Source organism: Methylophaga sp. UBA678 (genome assembly GCF_002299105.1).
GTDB classification, from domain to species: Bacteria; Pseudomonadota; Gammaproteobacteria; order Nitrosococcales; family Methylophagaceae; genus Methylophaga; species Methylophaga marina.
Map to the genome: position 1 here is coordinate 1 of NZ_DBNG01000027.1, position 18,898 is coordinate 18,898.

The 18,898-nt window shown below is 44.0% G+C and carries 16 protein-coding genes; 10 read left to right on the forward strand and 6 right to left on the reverse strand.

Annotated elements, in window-relative coordinates:
• Positions 1 to 120: 120 nt before the first annotated feature.
• Both lptG and lptF read right to left on the reverse strand, forming a co-directional pair.
• On the reverse strand, positions 121 to 1,185 hold the full coding sequence (lptG, locus tag B3014_RS12965; protein WP_286304990.1) for an LPS export ABC transporter permease LptG: 1,065 nt from the start codon (positions 1,183 to 1,185) through the stop codon (positions 121 to 123).
• Positions 1,185 to 2,315, reverse strand: coding sequence for an LPS export ABC transporter permease LptF (lptF, locus tag B3014_RS12970; RefSeq protein ID WP_289244908.1), 1,131 nt, complete (start codon positions 2,313 to 2,315; stop codon positions 1,185 to 1,187). Before lptF ends, lptG begins: the two co-directional genes overlap by 1 nt.
• A 90-nt stretch (positions 2,316 to 2,405) precedes the next feature.
• Here lptF and B3014_RS12975 point away from each other — a divergent pair, with 90 nt between their 5' ends.
• From B3014_RS12975 to B3014_RS12985, 3 genes are all read left to right on the forward strand, one after another.
• Entirely contained in the window at positions 2,406 to 3,896 is a 1,491-nt protein-coding gene (locus B3014_RS12975) for a leucyl aminopeptidase (RefSeq protein ID WP_289244909.1), read from the forward strand.
• Between the two features lie 2 nt (positions 3,897 to 3,898).
• The gene (locus B3014_RS12980; protein ID WP_289244910.1) at positions 3,899 to 4,324 is read left to right on the forward strand and encodes a DNA polymerase III subunit chi; all 426 of its coding nucleotides are present in this window, start codon (positions 3,899 to 3,901) and stop codon (positions 4,322 to 4,324) included.
• A 147-nt stretch (positions 4,325 to 4,471) separates the two neighbouring features.
• Entirely contained in the window at positions 4,472 to 7,294 is a 2,823-nt protein-coding gene (locus B3014_RS12985) for a valine--tRNA ligase (RefSeq protein WP_289244911.1), read from the forward strand.
• 72 nt (positions 7,295 to 7,366) lie between these two features.
• On the opposite strand, the gene B3014_RS12990 is transcribed toward B3014_RS12985, so the two are convergent.
• The 4 genes from B3014_RS12990 to B3014_RS13005 form a co-directional block, all read right to left on the reverse strand.
• Positions 7,367 to 7,921: a PepSY domain-containing protein gene (locus tag B3014_RS12990; protein ID WP_289244912.1), complete on the reverse strand. Its 555-nt coding sequence runs from the start codon at positions 7,919 to 7,921 to the stop codon at positions 7,367 to 7,369.
• Between the two features lie 155 nt (positions 7,922 to 8,076).
• The gene (locus B3014_RS12995) at positions 8,077 to 9,771 is read right to left on the reverse strand and encodes an NAD-dependent malic enzyme (protein WP_289244913.1); all 1,695 of its coding nucleotides are present in this window, start codon (positions 9,769 to 9,771) and stop codon (positions 8,077 to 8,079) included.
• A gap of 119 nt (positions 9,772 to 9,890) precedes the next feature.
• Complete coding sequence (locus B3014_RS13000; RefSeq protein WP_289244914.1) at positions 9,891 to 10,547, reverse strand: response regulator; 657 nt, start codon at positions 10,545 to 10,547, stop codon at positions 9,891 to 9,893.
• Positions 10,537 to 11,910, reverse strand: a complete 1,374-nt coding sequence (locus B3014_RS13005) for a sensor histidine kinase (RefSeq protein WP_289244915.1) — start codon at positions 11,908 to 11,910, stop codon at positions 10,537 to 10,539. The genes B3014_RS13000 and B3014_RS13005 overlap by 11 nt, the downstream gene beginning before the upstream one ends.
• A 194-nt stretch (positions 11,911 to 12,104) precedes the next feature.
• On the opposite strand from B3014_RS13005, the gene B3014_RS13010 reads away from it, so the two are divergent.
• The 7 genes from B3014_RS13010 (at position 12,105) to B3014_RS13040 (ending at position 18,897) form a co-directional block, all read left to right on the forward strand.
• A complete protein-coding gene (locus B3014_RS13010; protein WP_286305000.1) occupies positions 12,105 to 12,302 on the forward strand; it encodes a hypothetical protein in 198 nt (65 codons plus the stop codon).
• Positions 12,303 to 12,408: 106 nt separating this feature from the next.
• A complete protein-coding gene (locus tag B3014_RS13015) occupies positions 12,409 to 13,458 on the forward strand; it encodes a type II secretion system protein (RefSeq protein WP_289244916.1) in 1,050 nt (349 codons plus the stop codon).
• A gap of 205 nt (positions 13,459 to 13,663) precedes the next feature.
• Positions 13,664 to 14,404: a type II secretion system protein gene (locus B3014_RS13020; RefSeq protein ID WP_289244917.1), complete on the forward strand. Its 741-nt coding sequence runs from the start codon at positions 13,664 to 13,666 to the stop codon at positions 14,402 to 14,404.
• Positions 14,392 to 15,402, forward strand: coding sequence for a type II secretion system protein (locus B3014_RS13025; RefSeq protein ID WP_289244918.1), 1,011 nt, complete (start codon positions 14,392 to 14,394; stop codon positions 15,400 to 15,402). Before B3014_RS13020 ends, B3014_RS13025 begins: the two co-directional genes overlap by 13 nt.
• Positions 15,402 to 17,150 carry a PilN domain-containing protein gene (locus B3014_RS13030; protein WP_289244919.1) on the forward strand — a complete coding sequence of 583 codons (1,749 nt, stop codon included), beginning with the start codon at positions 15,402 to 15,404 and terminating at the stop codon, positions 17,148 to 17,150. Before B3014_RS13025 ends, B3014_RS13030 begins: the two co-directional genes overlap by 1 nt.
• Entirely contained in the window at positions 17,147 to 17,806 is a 660-nt protein-coding gene (locus B3014_RS13035) for a hypothetical protein (RefSeq protein ID WP_289244920.1), read from the forward strand. Before B3014_RS13030 ends, B3014_RS13035 begins: the two co-directional genes overlap by 4 nt.
• Positions 17,806 to 18,897 (forward strand): type IV pilus twitching motility protein PilT, encoded by a 1,092-nt coding sequence (locus B3014_RS13040; protein WP_289244921.1) that lies wholly within the window; start codon positions 17,806 to 17,808, stop codon positions 18,895 to 18,897. Before B3014_RS13035 ends, B3014_RS13040 begins: the two co-directional genes overlap by 1 nt.
• The last annotated feature ends 1 nt before the right edge of the window (position 18,898 follow it).

Genomic DNA, 18,898 nt, shown 5'->3' on the forward strand with positions numbered 1-18,898 from the left:
AACAGGGGTTCGAACCCCCTAGGGGACGCCATCTTTAATCTGTCAATTCATGACAGATTCTTCTGGCATTATTTCATTCATTTTTATCAACAAGCTATTTTCCACTATCTCATCAACAGCCTATTTCACTCGCTTGTTCATCCACCATGCTAAACCGGCAAATAATAATGTTGGAAACGATGCGGCCAACCAAGGCAATAACCCAAAAACCAAACCGATATGCTGAAAACTTTGATTAAACAGGTAAAAACCTAAGCCAATCAAAACGCCAGCCAGGATTCTGCCGCCAATGGGTGATGAGCGTAATGGTCCAAAGATAAATGGCACAGCCAACAAGACCATAACTGCCGTACTGAGCGGCATCATTACTTTACTCCAGAAAGCCAATTCGTACTGAGCGACTGACTGATGGTTTGTCTCAAGGAAAGAGATATAATCCAATAAATTCCATACCGCCAAAAACTCAGGCGGCACCACCACCACATTTAACATGCCTGGATTCAATTGTGACTTCCAACGAGCATGTGTAGTTGAACTGACTTTTACACCATTCTCATCAATAGTACTTTGCACGACATCGTTTAATATCCACCCATCATCTTCGTACTTGGCACTACTGGCTTTAGTCAGTGCCCGTAATCTATTGGCCCCGTCAAACTCATAAATGGCAATATTGGTAAATGTTCCATCACTATTAATACGTTCTATATGATTAAAATGATTACCATCTCTTGTCCAGAAGCCATGCTCAGAACGCGTACCGACGGTGCCAGTCTGTGCCACAGACTGTAATTCTCTGGCATGTTCTTCTGTTACTGGTCTGATGACCTCACCAACGACAATCGCTATTAATACGAGAATAGCCGCTACGATCATCACAGACTTATTGATATCTTTGATTGATATACCCGCAGCTCGCATAGCCACCAGTTCACTCTGACTTGCCAAATTCCCTAAGCCAATCACACTACCCAATAACGCAACCACAGGTAGTAATTCATAGATACGTTTTGGCATGGTTAAGGCTAGATAGCTGAGAATATCGAGAAGTTGATATTGTCCTTTGCCAAGATCGTCTAGCTCAGTCACAAAATCCATAAAGGTATAAAGCCCAAGAAGCACCAATAACACAACAAAAGTGCTGGACAGAATATGAGATGCGATATATCTGGAAAGAATTTTCATTATTGCTGACGTCTTCGTTTTTGTTGTGTGAGCAGTCGTTGGATTTTTTGTCTATACATCAAAAACAGCATGATCATCGCCATTAGTAGGTGAACCCAAACCATTCCGACACCGACACTAATACTGCCTTTTTCAATCCATGCCTGATTCACGCCAAGCAAATTGCTATAGATAATGTAAAGCAAAACGGCGGGAACAAAGCCCGCATAACGACCCTGTCTGGGGCCGGCATTAGATAATGGAATAGCTGATATACACAACACAAGCGTCATGATGGCAGCAGAAATTCGCCATTGAATTTCAGCAATATCTTCCAAACCGCCGCGTTGCCATAACACACTGGTCGGGAGCGCTTTATGGCGTTCTCTGACTTGTCCATCATCGCCTTTTTCTACCAACAAACTGTGTGACTCAAATTCTGCAATTGTGAAATCTTGTTGGCCTGCTTTTCCTTCGTAGCGATAACCGTCATTCAGTACCAGAAATTTATCGCCGGTATCGACATCCACTTCAAAATGGCCTGTATCAGAACGAAAAATCAGCGGCTTGTTCTTGCGGTGAATTTCGATAAATACGTTTTCCATTAACTGTTTATCGCTACTAAGTTTTTCAGAATAAAATGTCCAGTCGCCATTTCGACTTTCTTTAAAACTACCCGCAACCAACCCAGTCGTATTCGCAGACATTTTAGCTTTTTGCTCAAGTTCGTAGCGTTCAGCCAAGACACTAGGCACAATAGTTAGCGACAGATACGCGACTATGCCTGCCACAACACCGGAAAATATCAACACATTTCTAATGATTCGTTTACGCGAAATGCCACAGGCGGCCATCACTGTCAGCTCATTATCGGAACTCATTCTCCCGAGTGTGAGCATCACTCCCAGAAATGCTGCTATGGGTAGCAAGATAGACAGAGCGCCAAGCGAACTGAAACCGAGCAGACTAAAAATAACATCGGCAGGCATATTGCCGACGGCTGCCTCAGCCAGGTAGCGCGCAAATCGTGTAGAGATATAAATTAACCAAAGAACTCCTGTAATTGCCATCAGGTTAATCACAAATTCCTTGAGCATGTAGCGGTCTATGACCCATAGCCAGGAAAAAATCTGTTGTGGAACGTTGCGCATGAATTAAGAGTCTTGGTTAGAATAGATTGGTATTATCTGACACACTAAAATAACGAAGTCTAAACCAAATTGTCCTTACAGGAGAAATCCATGCAGTATTTTGTCACTAGTGATGCCCTTGCATCTCAGCAAACCGATTGTATTGCCGTTGGTATATACAACGAGGGTGAACTCAGCCCTTCCGCCCAACAACTTGATAAAGCTTCACAAGGCCAAATCAAGCGTATCGTTGATAATGGTGACTTCAGCGGAAAACCAGGACAAATCTTATTCCTTCACAATCTAGCTGAGATAAACAGCCCTCGAGTATTACTAGTCGGCTTCGGCAAAAAAACAAAAACAACAGAAAATGATTTTAACACCGCCACATCTGCAGCGATTGTAGCGCTGAATGAAAGTGGTGCTGAGAAAGCCGTCTGTAGTTTTACTGATATCGAAGTGAACGATCGCAGTACTGCATGGAAAGCTCGTCAAATTGCCTGCAATGCAGAAACAGCATTGTATAAATATTCACAAACGAAATCTGAAACGAAAGCGGTCGAAAAACCGCTGCTAGCCTGCACTATTTCTGTTGAACAAGATGCTGCTGACATTCAAAAAGCAGCTGAACAAGGTGCAGCCATCGGCGCAGGGATGAATCTGGCTCGTGAACTTGGGAATCTTCCAGGCAACGTATGTACCCCAACTTACCTGGCAGAACAAGCTGTTGCTTTGGGAGAAAAATATGCTTCGATCAATACCACCGTATTAGAAGAAGCAGATATGGAAGCGCTAGGCATGGGCTCTCTACTCTCCGTATCGCGCGGCAGCCGCCAGCCTGCCAAATTAATCACCATGGAATACAAAGGCACGGGCGACAGCAAGCCAGTCGTATTAGTGGGTAAAGGACTCACCTTTGATGCCGGTGGTATTTCACTCAAACCATCTCAAGGCATGGATGAGATGAAATATGATATGTGTGGCTCAGCGAGCGTGCTTGGCACGCTGCAAGCAGTGGCAGAATTAAATCTGCCGATCAACGTGGTGGGTGTGGTGCCAAGTTCTGAAAACATGCCTGATGGTGATGCCAACAAACCAGGTGATATCGTCACTAGCATGGCCGGTAAAACCATCGAGATTCTTAATACTGATGCTGAAGGCCGCTTAATCTTGTGTGACGCACTCACCTACAGCGAGCGCTTCGATCCTGAAATCGTCATTGATATTGCCACACTGACTGGCGCTATCATTGTGGCTTTGGGCAGTACAACGACAGGTTTAATGGCTAATAATCAACAACTGGCTGATGACTTGTTAAAAGCCGGTAATGATAGTTTTGATCGTGCATGGCAATTGCCTTTGTGGGATGACTATCAACCCTTGCTGGACAGCAATTTTGCCGACATCGCCAATGTCGGTGGTAAAGAAGCTGGTAGTGTGACAGCGGCCTGTTTCCTTTCTCGGTTTACAGAGAAATTTACCTGGGCGCATCTTGATATTGCGGGTACGGCGTGGAATAGCGGAAAAAACAAAGGCGCTACTGGTCGTCCCGTGCCGATGTTAGTTCAATATCTGCTAAATCGTATCGAGTCCAATCAGTAACCATGACTCGAATCAGCTTCTATATTCTTAAATCAAGCGAGCTAGACAAGCGGCAGGCATTTGCCTGCCGTCTTGCTGAAAAGGCCTATCATCAAGGTCATCAAATCTATATCCACACCGCATCTGAACAGGAAGGTCAGTCAATGGACACGGCCCTCTGGGGAATTCGACCAGATAGTTTTGTCCCTCATGAAGTGACCGATCAATCCGATAATCAAAGCCCGGTTCTCATCGGCTATCAGGACAAAAAGCCTCCAAGACTAATGGATGTGATGATTAACCTGACAGATGAACAACCTCTATTTTTTAGTCAGTTTGAGCGTGTGGCAGAAATTATTGACGATAATGAATCCAGCAAACAGGCTGGTCGTCAACGGTTTCAGTTTTACAAACAACGTGGCTATGAAATCGAAACTTTCCACGTATAAACCACGCCACTACCGCTAGAAAAACTCAAAACCAACATTCCCCCTGAACAGATGTTCTCACAGCAGGTATAATGCGTCGTTTATTTTGTATCGTATACAAACGACGTTTGTATACTCCGTACACCGACCAGACAGACAAGACATCACATGGAAAAAACATACACCCCTGACGCAATTGAGCAACGCTGGTACCAGAAATGGGAACAGGCTGGCGAGTTTAAGCCGACAGGTGAAGGTTCACCCTACGCCATTATGCTACCCCCACCCAATGTGACCGGTAGCCTGCATATGGGCCATGGTTTTAATAACACCATCATGGATACCTTGACTCGTTATCATCGAATGAAAGGTGACAATACCTTATGGCAACCCGGAACCGATCATGCCGGTATTGCCACGCAGATGGTGGTAGAGCGCCAACTTAACGCTGAAGGAAAAACACGTCACGATCTTGGTCGTGATGACTTCACCAAACGTATCTGGGAATGGAAAGAAGAATCCGGCGGTAACATCACGCGTCAATTACGTCGTCTTGGTTCCTCACTGGATTGGTCCCGTAATCGTTTCACCATGGATGACGATTTGTCTGAAGCGGTGAAACACGTCTTCGTGAAATTATACAAAGAAGGCCTGATCTATCGTGGAAAACGATTGGTTAACTGGGATCCCAAACTCCACACCGCCATCTCTGATCTGGAAGTAGAAAACCGCGAACAAAAAGGTCATATGTGGCATCTGCGCTACCCGCTTGCTGATGGATTGACCACCAGTGAAGGCAAGGACTACATCGTTGTCGCCACTACCCGTCCAGAAACCATGCTGGGTGATACAGGTGTCGCTGTGAATCCTGAAGATCCACGTTACAAGGATCTGATTGGCAAAGAGATTCTATTGCCGTTAGTTAATCGACGCATTCCGATTGTGGGTGATGAACATGCCGATATGGAAAAAGGCACGGGCGCGGTAAAAGTAACACCAGCCCATGATTTCAATGACTATGAAGTTGGCAAGCGTTGTGGTCTGCCCATGATCAATATCTTCACACTCAACGCTGATGTACGTGATGTTCCACAAATATTCCACACCGATGGCAGTGCCAATACTGACATTGAAGCCAGTATTCCGGAAGCCTATCGTGGATTAGAGCGCTTTGCCGCACGTAAAGCGATTGTCGCCGACTTTGATACAGCAGGTCTGCTGGAAGAAATCAAAGATCATGATCTGACGGTACCTTATGGAGATCGTGGTGGCGTCGTCATTGAACCGATGCTGACAGATCAATGGTATGTCGATGCAAAAACACTGGCCAAACCAGCTATTGAAGCAGTCGAAACAGGCAAAGTGAAGTTTGTACCTAAGTCTTATGAAAACATGTATTTCAGCTGGATGCGTGATATCCAGGACTGGTGTATCTCGCGCCAACTCTGGTGGGGTCACCGCATTCCTGCCTGGTACGATCAGCAAGGCAATGTTTATGTAGGTCATGATGAAGAGGCTGTTCGAGCTGAGAATAACCTCGCTGCAGACATTCAACTAACTCAGGATGAAGACGTACTTGATACCTGGTTCTCCTCAGCACTTTGGCCCTTCTCAACTCTGGGTTGGCCTAAAGAGGATGAGGCAGTAAAAACCTGGTATCCGGGTAATGTGTTGGTTACCGGTTTTGACATCATATTCTTCTGGGTAGCCAGAATGATGATGATGGGCATTCATTTCATGGATGATGTGCCGTTCAAAGAAGTATACATTCACGGTCTGGTTCGTGATTCGCACGGCCATAAAATGTCAAAATCCAAAGGTAATGTGCTAGATCCTATCGATATCATCGACGGTATTGATTTAGAAACATTGGTACAAAAACGTACCTCGGGCATGATGCAGCCACAACTGGCTGAAAAAATTGAAAAAGCGACACGCAAAGAATTCCCGGATGGCATCGAGCCCCATGGTACAGACGCACTGCGCTTTACCTTTGCTTCGCTCGCTTCTACCGGCCGTGATATCAACTTTGATATGAATCGTATCGCTGGCTACCGTAATTTCTGTAATAAATTATGGAATGCGGCGCGTTATGTTTTGATGAACACCGAAGGACAAGATACCGGTGTTGACAATGATGAAGTGGAACTCAGTCTGGCGGATCGCTGGATTATTTCGCAATTGCAAATCGCTGAAAAAGAAGTCGGTGCAGCGATTGGAGCTTATCGATTTGATCACGCTGCTCAAGGTATTTATGAATTTATCTGGAATAACTACTGTGACTGGTACTTAGAGCTATCCAAGCCGGTATTAAATAGCGAATCCGCTTCTGATGCAGCCAAACGTGGTACACGTCGTACACTGGTACGCGTGCTGGAAGCCACATTAAGAATGGCACATCCTTTCATGCCGTTTATTACAGAAGAAATCTGGCAGACCATTGCCCCGCTCGCTGGAGTATACGGTGAGACTATTATGCGTCAGCCTTATCCTTTAGCCGATGAGAATAAGGTTGATCATACGGCGGTCACCGAGATGGAATGGGTCATGCAGTTTATTACAGGCATACGTTCTATTCGCTCGCAAATGAATATTGCACCGAAGAAAACATTGCCGGTCTTGCTCAAAGATGCTTCTGAATCAGATAGAGCCATTCTGAGCAGTAATCAGCAGTTCCTGAGCCGTCTGGCGAACCTTGAATCAATTGAAATTCTGGAAGGCGCTGCACCTGCAGCTGCAACAGCATTAGTGGGTAAAATGGAAATTCTGATTCCGCTGGAAGGTTTGATTGATAAAGAGGCTGAAATCAACCGCCTGAATAAAGAAATGGCGAAGCTGGATAAAGTCATCAAACAATCTTCAGGCAAGCTGTCGAATGAAAATTACGTCGCCAAAGCACCTGCTGAGGTCGTGGCAAAAGAAAAAGAGAAATTAGCAGAGCTCAAACAATCCTATGCCTTACTTGAACAACAACTTAAGGCTCTGAGCTAACCCACTCTCTGATTGTGAGCAAAAAAAAGCCGCTGATGAACAGCGGCTTTTTTTATTTCAGAATAAACTAACTTATTCTTTTTCCATACCAATTTCATACAATTCGATATTGGCTTCTTCAATTTCACCAGTGGTTGCATCCACATCGACTTTGACTTCATAGCCATGAATGCTTTGAATATCAAATTCGTAGGTCGCATCACCGTCAAAACCCACTTCGTATTCAGAAGCAACGACTTCACCTGGGTGAATAGATAAAGCGAACTCTCTGGCTTCCGCTTGTGAGATTTTAGCTAATTTTTTGAAAACAGGATCGTTAGCATCCACTTCACGCTCAATCTCTGCAATGAAACCTTCTTCAGCGTTACATTCCACATTGTAAATGTTGCCATCAGCTTTCGCTTCAATGTCGAATTCGTAGATAGGATCATCACCTTCCATTTTCATTTCGACTTTACGAGCATGACCAGGAATAGTGTCTAATGCCGCATCTAAACATGTTTCAATTTTCACGATATCCCAACTGCGGATATCATCTAAATCATAGTTATCCGTATCAGCGAAAGCGGTTGAACTGAGAGTTAAAGCGATGGCAGCGGGAATGGTCTTCAAGAACATTGAAGTCATAGTGTTGAGCTCCTTATTAGATTAGATCAAAAAGATCAGTCTCTACCCACAAGAGCAATGATCAAACTTGTGGGTGAATTATAACATCCATTGAACAGAACAGGAAAAATTCCTATTTCTTAAAATTTTACCAAATGGTAATCAGGAAGTTTTTCCTAAATACTCACTCGCTTATATTCGCGGTAATCAGGACACCAAAAGATTTTCTCAATTTTTTGCTCTAGTTCTTGATCAGAAATAAAGGGAGCTAATTCTTGTTGTTGAGCGAGTTTCACAATTTGTGATGCCATTTTCTTACTCAACTCAGCAATATTTTCTAATGCTGGCAATAAATCACTGCCTTTGCCATTCACAAACGGTGACGCTGAAGCAAGCACCTCACTGGCCACCATCATCATTTCGGGCGTAATGTGTTTTATCTGCCCAGCAATAACAGCTAAACCAATGCCTGGGAAAATATAACTGTTATTACATTGTGCTACAGGGTAAGTTTTATCCTGGTAGTGAACCGGCTCAAATGGACTGCCTGTCGCTATAATCGCTTGACCATCGGTCCAGCGAATCAACGATTCAGGTATGGCTTCAATTTGTTTAGAGGGATTGCTCAAAGGAAAGATAATCGGCCTTTCACAGTGTGATAACAGATTTTTTATCAAACGCTCATTAAACAATCCAGCCTGTCCAGAAACACCAATCAGCACAGTGGGCTGCGCAAATTGAATGACATCCTCCAATGCTAATATGCTGTTATCAACACCCCACTGCTCTCGAATACGAGATTTCTGGCTTAGCTTGCGTTGAAAATCAAATAGCCCAGCCATATCGTCAACAAGCAAACCAGCTTTATCAATCATAAATACGCGCTCACGTGCCTGTGTTTCATCCAATCCTTCTGCCATCATTTGGCAAATGATTTGTTCAGCAATGCCGCAACCGGCAGATCCAGCGCCAGCAAATACGATTTTTTGTTGTGACAATGTTTGATTTTTTACCTGACACGCCGCTAATAATGTGCCAACCGTTACAGCAGCCGTACCCTGAATATCATCATTAAAACAACATAGTTCATTCTGGTAACGCTCAAGAATAGGTAAGGCTTTACTTTGTTCAAAATCTTCAAATTGCAGCAACACATCAGGCCAGCGTTTCTTCATAGCTTTGATAAATAATTCAATGAACTCATCATACTCTGTGTCATTAATACGCTTGTGTTTCCAACCGATATAAAGCGGATTATCCAGCAAGGTCTGATTATTTGTGCCGATATCCAACATGATGGGTAGCGTATATGCCGGACTAATGCCAGCGCAGGCCGTATAGAGCGATAACTTACCTATAGGAATACCCATTCCTCCTACGCCCTGATCGCCTAACCCCAGAATTCGACTGCCATCCGTGACCACAATGACCTTAATTTTATCCTTGGTCACGTTATGCAAAATTTCATCAATACGATCTTTATCTGGATAAGAAATAAACACACCACGTGCTCGTCGATATATCTCAGAAAAGCGTTCACATGCTTCACCGACTGTTGGGGTATAAATAATCGGCATCATCTCTACCAGATGCGCTTTTAATAAATAGTAAAACAAGGTTTCATTGTTATCTTGAAGATAACGCAAGTAGATATGTTGGTTGATAGGCGTCTTGAATGTTTTGTATTGAAGATAAGCTCTCTCTGCCTGCTCTTCGATCGTTTCAAACCGATTTGGAATAAGTCCAGTCAGGTTAAAGTCATGACGCTCCTGCTCACTAAATGCCGTGCCTTTATTCAACAATGGGGTGGCAAGTAAAGCTGGTCCTGCATGGGGAATATAGATCGGATCCTTCGGCTTGGTCACAGTCATCAACATACCTCATTTATGTTTTTCTAAAGCCAGTTAAACAGTAAAGCAACAACCGGTTCAAGTCATTGCTTTATCTCAACTGCTTCAAATTCGATATGTTTGTATCTGGCCTTCTGTCATCAAGGTTTGATAATGCCCAATACAACCGCAATATTAGCCAGATCGGCTGCCGTGTTTACCCTCAATTTACTTTTAATCTGCGTGTTGTAGTTCGCTATGGTTTTATAACCCAGATGCATATCAGCGGCGACTTCATGGGCTGTCATACCTTTAGCTAAGCGACAAAACACATCAAACTCTCGTGGTGAAAGTAAGTCCAGCACTTGTCTGTAATGCTCAATATCGTTGTGACGCACATCATCAATTTCAGGCATGAGTTGTTCTTCGATATATCGCTTGCCATCCGCCACGGTTTTGACCGCTTCAGCAAGCACTTCTGCCGCACTATTTTTACTCACATACCCCATGGCTCCTGCTTCGAGCGCGCGCTCTACATAGATCGCTTCATCATGAATGCTATAAACCAGCACGACTGCCTTGGGATCTTGCTTATGCAGACGACGAATCGCTTCCAGCCCCCCTATCCCCGGCATAGATAGATCCATCACCACCACATCAGGTTGAAGCCGCTCATATTCCTGAGAGACAAGCTCGCCTTGATTCAAATCAGTGATATCGCCGATAAAGGGCTGAGAAGCCAGTAACATGCGAAACCCTGCCCGGACTACCGCATGGTCATCAACGAGTAGAACGCTGATTTTATGTTCATTTGTCATGTTTTTTCTCTATAAAGGGCATCCACACACGAATTCTGACGCCACGTCCTCTGGTCGATTCAAAAATAAATTCGCCACCCATGCTCTGCACTCTTTCACGCATGGCTAATAATCCAAAACCATCACCTGTTGAGCCACCTCCCACGCCATTATCTTCAACGAGAATAGTGATGCGATGCTCATCTTTAATACTGGTCGGCCTAACAATCACATTCACCCTGTCTGCTTTGGCATGGCGAACCACATTGGTCAGACATTCTTGTACGATTCGGTACACATGAATGGATACTTCTTCGTCCAATTCATCTACGGAAGGTTCACAGTTAAGATCGATTTTTAAGATTGGCTGTCGACGTTTCCATTCATTCACTAAATCAGTCAATGTCGCGTATAGACCCAAGTCACTTAAACTTAACGGGTGCAATGTGCGCATCATGGATCTGACCACACCGGATAAGTGATTACATATTTCGATAATGGAATCAGCGACTTTATTCACCTCAGCATCAGGCTGTTTTGTTGCCACAGCCATCGCTTTAACCGCGGTCAATGATTGCCCCATTTCATCATGTAATTCACGTGATAAATGACGACGTTCCGTTTCCTGAATTTGCATGGTGTGGCGAGCCAATGCCTGATTATTCCGACGTGCAACACTGAGCGCATCTGTTAAGTTATTCACCTCAGTTGCTATCGCATCAAACTCACTGATTCTGAAGCTCGGCAGGTGCTCTTCGTAATTACCACTTTCTACATTTTTTAAGCCAGACAAAATAGTCTGAACGGCCTTCAGCATGGAATGAAACACCACATTTATCGCCAGGAAAATAATGCCAAGCATTAGGACAATCGACCAGAAATAGACCAGTGATTCTCCCCAGGCTTCGTTGATTTCATCCAGTGGATCCGCGGTAATGACAATGCGCTGTATCGCATCATTAGGCAGTTTAATCTCATAGGTTGAGCTAATGGTATCTGTCATCACCGCCGAAACGAACCATTCTGGTGGACGCACTCTCTGCACACCATCACCACGGCGAGAAAGGGTTGTTTCACGACCATTTTCGTCATAAACACTGATTTGCAAGTGGCGTGTCTCACGCAAGCGACTGATATGTTCTATCCACTCCCCCTCTGTATGCATGTTGCGGGTAAATTGGTTAAGGCCAAACTCCACCATTTGCAATGCTAAATTGTATGAGGAACTGACTTCTTCCCTTACTGACTCGCGTGCTTGCCATATAGTCATACTGGCACCTAGCAAAATGATGACAAAGACGGACATCACAATGCGCAGATTAATTAATCCCCTCAAACTCATTGGCCAAAACTCCGCTCTAAATAATTTTTCATACTGAATCACACAGTTATTCCTTTCATCATCCCTGAAATTGACAGCGGCTATAACTTGAACCACATCACAAAACGTATTTTCCTGCGACAAATATAGACCATGGCAAACGCCATTTTTAACAAAAGGAATTTTTCCTATCACGCAAGGATAAATTGCCTGTTTATTATTCGTTCCCGTCCCGACCAACAGAAATTGAATATCGCATGACTGAAAAAACAGACACCAACATTGACACAGTAAAAACCAAGCTACTGGAATTATTTGACGACATGCTTGGGCATGATGGTTTTGGTGATATCAAGGTCGAGATGAAAATTCTAAAACGCCAGCAGAAGGAAGTCATCCTTCACTGCGGGAAGCAGTATCGATTCGTTATCGACAATCCAAACCTGTCAGCGTAATTGAATCGAGAGCGAAGTGGGTTCGCCTCTAAAAAATTAAATAAAAAAGTCATACCAACAGACTGCTTGGGGCAGCTGCGGAGACTAACCCTGAAGAGAGCAATATATGAACATCAAACAAATGAAAAGCATGATCAGCAAATTCCGTTCTGCTGATGTCTCTGTCATCAAAGATGCTGATATGCGTGCAAAAGCACAGAAACTGCAAAACAAACAAGGCGGTTTCACCCTGCTGGAATTATTAGTCGTTGTTGCCATTCTGGCTATCATCGCCGGTGCTGTTATTTCTTCTCTGGATGGTCAGGAAGAGTTAGCGGCACAGAAAACAACTGTTCACACTATGGCGGCATTGGAAAGTGGTCTGAAAGTGTACAACGTCAACCAAAAACGTCTCATTCCAGGCAACCTTGACTCTTTGCTGACTACCGATGAGACGCCTGATACTAATGATGGTTCATTAACTGCAGCTGGTGTTGCAGGTGGAACCTCGGTTGTGCTTGGTGATCCAAACAACTCAAATGTTGCCCGCGTTGGTGGTGGTTTAACGGCTGACCTTGCTGACAACTTGCTTGTTGCAACTGTTGCATCAGGTGCTGTGGGTTATGAAAAACTGAAAGACGCAGGTCTCACGTCATTAAGATACGCTTATGCAAACGTAGCTGATGATGATGAACTTACAACTGTTACTGTTGATGGCGTCACATTTGGTAATGAAGAGTTAGTTGAAGTCACCAAACCAAACCTCATCTTCCGTACACCTCTAATTGAAGATGGTGAGTGGGAATATGGTGCAGGCGCTGCCATAGATTTAGCTGATAATGATGAAGCTATGAAAATTGCGATCCTTGCTGAATCAGGTGAAATTACTGGTAACGAAGATGACGTGGTTGCTGTATTTGGTATCGGCTCAGATTCTGATTTAATTGGTGAAATTGTTGCTAGAGCACCTGCAGATGGCAACGCTGGACCAGATAAATACGGTCACTATTCAATGGCCGTTAAAATAGCTTCATGTGATTTTGAAACTGACGACTGCAGTGATCCTGCAAACTGGGATGAAAATGATGAACCAGCTCAAGTTGTAGCTATCCTAGACGCAGGTGGTGATGCCTACGATGACGAAGTTGCCGAAGCACGTGGAAACGAAGAAGAGTAAATAATCCTTACTCCAATGACCTGATTAGCAGGTCTCCTGAGTTGCTGTGGGTGGGAGGTTGCCCACCCACAGCCTTTTTAAGTTGTAGTTCATGTGGATTGAATACTCAAATGTCGTTAACCGTTTTCCTTATCGAAAAGTCTTTTTTACAAAACTGTTTTTTGCTGTTTAAAAACGTTTTTGTAAAACAGTAAAGTCTGTTGTGATGCCTGACTCAAGCTTGTCTCTATCTACCACTCTATCCAAGCAATCTGGTTTCACTATGCTGGAACTGGTGATTGTGGTCGCGATTATGGCCATTGTGGCCGGTAGTGCCATCATGAGTTTTGGTAATACTCAATCAGATGCTGAATACCAAACCACCAATTACACCCTTCGCCAGCTAGCAAGTGCGGTCGATCGCTATCTATCAGATGGTAATACCCTTCCTGAACTTGGTGATGAAATAGAGTCACCAGCCGATATTGATTTTCTTATTACTAAACCGTTCGGAAGTGACTGGAACCCAGATTATCGTGTTGGCTGGCGTGGTCCGTATATTAAAGGCTACAAACTGTTTTACGTAGATGTGGGAACAGATTTAGAAGCTGATGGTAGCAGCTCCCCCACATCGGGCAGTGTGACCACCGTACCCACCCTAGCATTGCCAGATGCGTTTTCTCATCAACCTGTCTCGCCTTATTATCTTTGGTACAAAGATGCGGATGGCAATATTGATATCGACTCAAAAATAGGGCGACCTTTTCTTATCCTAAGCGAAGATATTAACGATCTCAGTCTATATCGCATTGTTAGTCTAGGTGAAAATGGCACCTATGAGCATGCTTGCGATTATTCAGAGTCGAATGCTAGTCATCAAAATTACTGTACTAGAGAGATGCTTTGTAGTTCTGGGGCTACTCTCTTTAACCCTCAACGGGATGATCTGGTTTTATGTTTCCATTAAAGAGTTTGCCCCAGACCTCGAACCAAAGCGGCTTTACGTTACTTGAGCTAGTGCTCGTTTTGTTTATTATTGCCTTGGTTGCCAGCACGCCATTGCTATTTATTGATGAACAAGATCAACAGTTACGGTATGAAGACACTATTCAAAAGATAGCTTTGATCAAAGATGCCATTATTAAACGTGAAAGCTATCGCGGCCAGCCGATTCTATCGGGCTTTATTGTAGACAATGGTGTTTTACCCAGTGAAAATGCCATTACAGAATTACTCGAGAAACCTCCACAATGGTTTCAACTTGAGCAAGCCACACCTTATTTCAACTTTGGTAGTGATAGTAGTGATGCCGTTGCAGTTACATTAATAACACAGCGTAAGGGTCACACTGGTCAATACATACTCAGCGGTGTCGACAGCAATAATGACTTACTTGATGGCTGGGGACAACCTTTTATTGTTGATAGCAGTCAAGCATCTGGGTCAGACGCAGATAATATTGAAAAAGGGGCTGATGTTGGATTTTTACTATCTACTTCTGAAGCAGTAGAGGCATACAGCGGTCGTAAACCAGAGATAACGGTTGATGCCAGTAATTGGCAAATACCTTTGACTGGAATCAATATTCAACTATTCAATTACGATAGCTCTAACGCAATTCCGATAACGGATGACCAGCATCTAGCCATTCTTGTATTTCGTAACTCCACTGATGGTGGAACGCCAACAAAGCTATGGACAACCTATCACTTTGCTGTTGATGTATCTAAGGCTCCATCAACAGGTATACCAGCAGTGCAAACTTCACCCAGCATCATCAGTGGCTGGCATCGCAATGACTCTTCTGCCGACGCTAGCGATTACATCCCTGTTGGTGAACACCCAGTATTACTATTGAATGATGATGACAATGACCCACAAGAAGAAGATATCTATCAAATCAGTAAGTTACTTGTGATTCCTAATGGCACTCAACCCACCCTCACACTAACGGTAAGCCCCTGATGTTTGAATCATTACTCAAAAAACCCAGTGGTAAAGGATTACTCGTTCTTAAAACGGATTGTTTAGGTCTGCACGCCAGTATTGTGACGGGCAACAAACAAGAATTAAGCGTGACACATACTGCTACATCACGCGAAATTGAGCCCTTAGCAGCCATGATGGATGTCATCACTCAGTTAAAAAATGCCTCGGGCAAAAATTTACCGCGCGATACGGTGTTATTACACATCAATGCCATTCCCAGCCGTGTAGAAATGACACAAAGTGCAGATGTGTCGGGTGATATGAACCTAGCTGAAATGATGCGTTGGGAGATGGATAGTGTTGTCGCCGATCAATCCCCTTTATGGGATCTAGGCTGGATTTTATATCAGCGCCAGTACATTAATCTCGCTCAGTACGAGCAGCTATTGTCCTTGGTTATCAGCGAAAAAAGACTCTCCGTCAAACACGGCGGTCGCAGTGCTATGCGCGTGGGCGAAATTGCGATTAGAGAGCACTTTGCGACACAAGATCAGATCGCTGAATGCCTAGCAACTCAGGAAAAACTGCAATTACCAGATCAACGTCTGTTAACACAATGGCGTCCCTTACCCGATGGCGGTTTAGATAATGAAATGTTTGGTGAACAAGCCGCGCAGTCAGCGTACCTGTGTTCTGCTATGCCCATCACACAGCATTTACAGTGGGTCAATGCATTCAAGAAACTGAGTCACCAAAAAAGTTACCCCAAACTTGAACTCAAACATGTCTACAGTATGGCTGGTAGCACACTCCCCTTAATTGATGCGGTCGATGAACGGGTTTTAGTCACAGAGTTTCACCCTGCTTATGCATTTTGTGCCGTGCTTGAGCACGGAGTTTTGCAAGACACGATGATGTTCAAGGCCTCTAGCCAACCACTTGATGCTGAAGTCATCATTGATTCACTCAATGAGCATCAATTTACTCAAGTCGATAATTGGGTGGTAGCCAATATTGATGGGGTGGATGTGGAGTTTATTGAGGTGGTGGAATCAGGCATCAACCTACGCCCACAGTTCTTGCCTAAAGCCAGCACGATTAAAATATCTGCTCAGCAAAACAGCAAATACAGTCACCTTGCTGAGCTAGGTTGTGCAGCACATATGCTTGGCTTAGCGCCATTGATGGTATCCCCTCTTCCAGGCATGCCGCCACCCGAACCAATTTATAAACGTAAAGCATTTCGCATATCACTGGCTGCCGCCATGGTGCCCGTCATTATTCTGGGTTACGAAGGTGTGCGTCAGTGGCAGATACAACAATTGCAATCCACTCTCGCCAACAAAGAAAAACAACTGGACTCCTATGGTGATGATCGTGGCATCCGGGATTCTGATGTAAAAAAAGCGGAAAAAAATATTGCACAGTACAAGTCACTGGAACAAGCGCTCAACAGCCTGAACTATAAAAAAGAGCTGGTGCAGTCAGTGATGATAAAGCGCCAAAATGTGATAGAAAAACTGCTGCCAACTCTCGCTCACAGCGTCAATGATGGCGTGATCATCGATACTTTGAATGAAACAAATTGGTATCAATTTACCTTGACCGGTCGTGCTGTTGATCAAAACAGTGTTGATGAGTTCAATCGTGTTTTATCCATCAATCTTCAACCTCTCAATTTATACATTCTGAATAGCCCAAGTCGACTCGATGGACAGGATAGCTATAACTACAGTGGTGTTTATATTTTTGAGTTCACCATTCAACAGCGAGCCCCGTTATGAGTGAATCATTAAAAAATACCAGTCAGCGTGAAAAAGTATTAATTGCTGTGCTCAGTGCTGTACTCATTGTATTTGCCTATTTTTTCTTCCGTGGCGCGTCTCTGGATAGACAAGTGCTGATTATTGAAGACCAGCTTAGCTCCATTGATAAAAAGTTAGACCGGCAAATTAAACGTGCCCAAAAGCCCATCAAACTACCCGAATACAACGGCAAAAAAATTGAAACTTCTGATATTAAAAAACTCGAAAAGACCATTGAAGCTGAACAAACCAGCTTGGAAGGTTCGGGTCATGTCTTTGTTGATCTGACTAATGCCAGTGCTCTGCCCCAATTACAATCTGATATTACCCGCACGGCGGAACGCAACGGGCTGTTAGTGATATCGAAACGACCACATCAAGGTGATTTGATTCAGATGGTGACAGGCAAAATGACCAAGCAGAACACCTTGAGTAAAGCTCCTAGTGGTGAATTAAAACGTCCTTTGTATGACCTGTATGTGTCGGGTAATTTTTATGCCTTACAGAGTTTTTTACAGGAAATCGGACAACTTAATTATTCCGTCGTGTTAACTCGTCTTCGTATCAACACGACTGATCGCACTGCCCTATCAGGCAATCGTATGCTCGATATTGAAATGACATTGGCCTTGTAATGAAACATCTTTCTCATCTTGCCCAAATCGAAAGCTATCTGGCCTACATGATTCAACATCATGCTTCAGATATGCATTTATCGATGAATACCTCACCTGTGATGCGTATACATGGTTTGACTGAAGAGCAAACCAAGTTTGAGCGACTTGAACAGTTTGATTTACAAGCCATCTCTGAAGCCATCATGTCATCAGAGCAATTGCATACGCTGCATAATAAACGTAGTTGTGATTTTGGTTACAGCAGTGAGCAACACGAGCGTTTCCGTATCAATGCTTACTTTGAGCGAGGTAACTTAGCCTTTGCTGTACGTTGGCTAGATGGTCAGTTTCACTCCTTGGAAAAGCTTCATCTGCCACCACAAATTGCAGAACTGGTGAAATTGAAAGATGGCTTAGTGTTGGTCACTGGTGCGACAGGTAGCGGTAAGTCCACCACGCTTGCCAGTTTGATTAATGAAATCAATAAGGATCGCCCCTGCCATATTCTTACCATCGAAGATCCTATTGAGTTTATTCATCACAACCAAAAAGCCGTTATTCACCAACGTGAAGTCGGCGTGGATGTGCCGTCATTTGCCGAAGCAATTCGTAATGCCATGCGTGAAGACCCGGATGTCATCTTACTGGGGGAAATGCGTGATCTCGATACCATGCATGCGGCGATTACCGCTGCGGAAACAGGCCACTTGGTCTTTGCCACCTTACATACGAACGATGCGGTTGGTGTCATCGACCGATTAATTGGTATGTTCCCGGGTGATGAGCAAAACACCATTCGACAACAACTATCGATGTGTTTACGTGCCGTGGTGACACAGACATTAGCAAGACGCTCCGACCAAGAAGGCCGTATTCCTATCAATGAAATTTTGATGGTCAATGGCGCGGTATCGCATCTCATCCGTGAGCATAATCCTTCACAGATCCGCTCCATAATGGAAACAGGTCGTTCTCTCGGAAATCAGACCTTTGAATATGCCCTAGCAAAACGGGTCCATGAACGTGCTATCTCACATGATTTTGCTAGCAGACTGACATCACGCAAAGATCAGTTTGAAGCGGCCTTGAGAACATTAAAGGCACGTTAAG

Excerpts from the sequence above, each read along its gene's own strand:
- lptG (WP_286304990.1), bottom strand. The coding sequence starts at position 1,185 with ATGAAAATTCTTTCCAGATATATCGCATCTCATATTCTGTCCAGCACT.
- lptF (WP_289244908.1), bottom strand. The coding sequence starts at position 2,315 with ATGCGCAACGTTCCACAACAGATTTTTTCCTGGCTATGGGTCATAGAC.
- B3014_RS12975 (WP_289244909.1), top strand. The coding sequence starts at position 2,406 with ATGCAGTATTTTGTCACTAGTGATGCCCTTGCATCTCAGCAAACCGAT.
- B3014_RS12980 (WP_289244910.1), top strand. The coding sequence starts at position 3,899 with ATGACTCGAATCAGCTTCTATATTCTTAAATCAAGCGAGCTAGACAAG.
- B3014_RS12985 (WP_289244911.1), top strand. The coding sequence starts at position 4,472 with ATGGAAAAAACATACACCCCTGACGCAATTGAGCAACGCTGGTACCAG.
- B3014_RS12990 (WP_289244912.1), bottom strand. The coding sequence starts at position 7,921 with ATGACTTCAATGTTCTTGAAGACCATTCCCGCTGCCATCGCTTTAACT.
- B3014_RS12995 (WP_289244913.1), bottom strand. The coding sequence starts at position 9,771 with ATGACTGTGACCAAGCCGAAGGATCCGATCTATATTCCCCATGCAGGA.
- B3014_RS13000 (WP_289244914.1), bottom strand. The coding sequence starts at position 10,547 with ATGACAAATGAACATAAAATCAGCGTTCTACTCGTTGATGACCATGCG.
- B3014_RS13010 (WP_286305000.1), top strand. The coding sequence starts at position 12,105 with ATGACTGAAAAAACAGACACCAACATTGACACAGTAAAAACCAAGCTA.
- B3014_RS13015 (WP_289244916.1), top strand. The coding sequence starts at position 12,409 with ATGAACATCAAACAAATGAAAAGCATGATCAGCAAATTCCGTTCTGCT.
- B3014_RS13020 (WP_289244917.1), top strand. The coding sequence starts at position 13,664 with ATGCCTGACTCAAGCTTGTCTCTATCTACCACTCTATCCAAGCAATCT.
- B3014_RS13025 (WP_289244918.1), top strand. The coding sequence starts at position 14,392 with ATGTTTCCATTAAAGAGTTTGCCCCAGACCTCGAACCAAAGCGGCTTT.
- B3014_RS13030 (WP_289244919.1), top strand. The coding sequence starts at position 15,402 with ATGTTTGAATCATTACTCAAAAAACCCAGTGGTAAAGGATTACTCGTT.
- B3014_RS13035 (WP_289244920.1), top strand. The coding sequence starts at position 17,147 with ATGAGTGAATCATTAAAAAATACCAGTCAGCGTGAAAAAGTATTAATT.
- B3014_RS13040 (WP_289244921.1), top strand. The coding sequence starts at position 17,806 with ATGAAACATCTTTCTCATCTTGCCCAAATCGAAAGCTATCTGGCCTAC.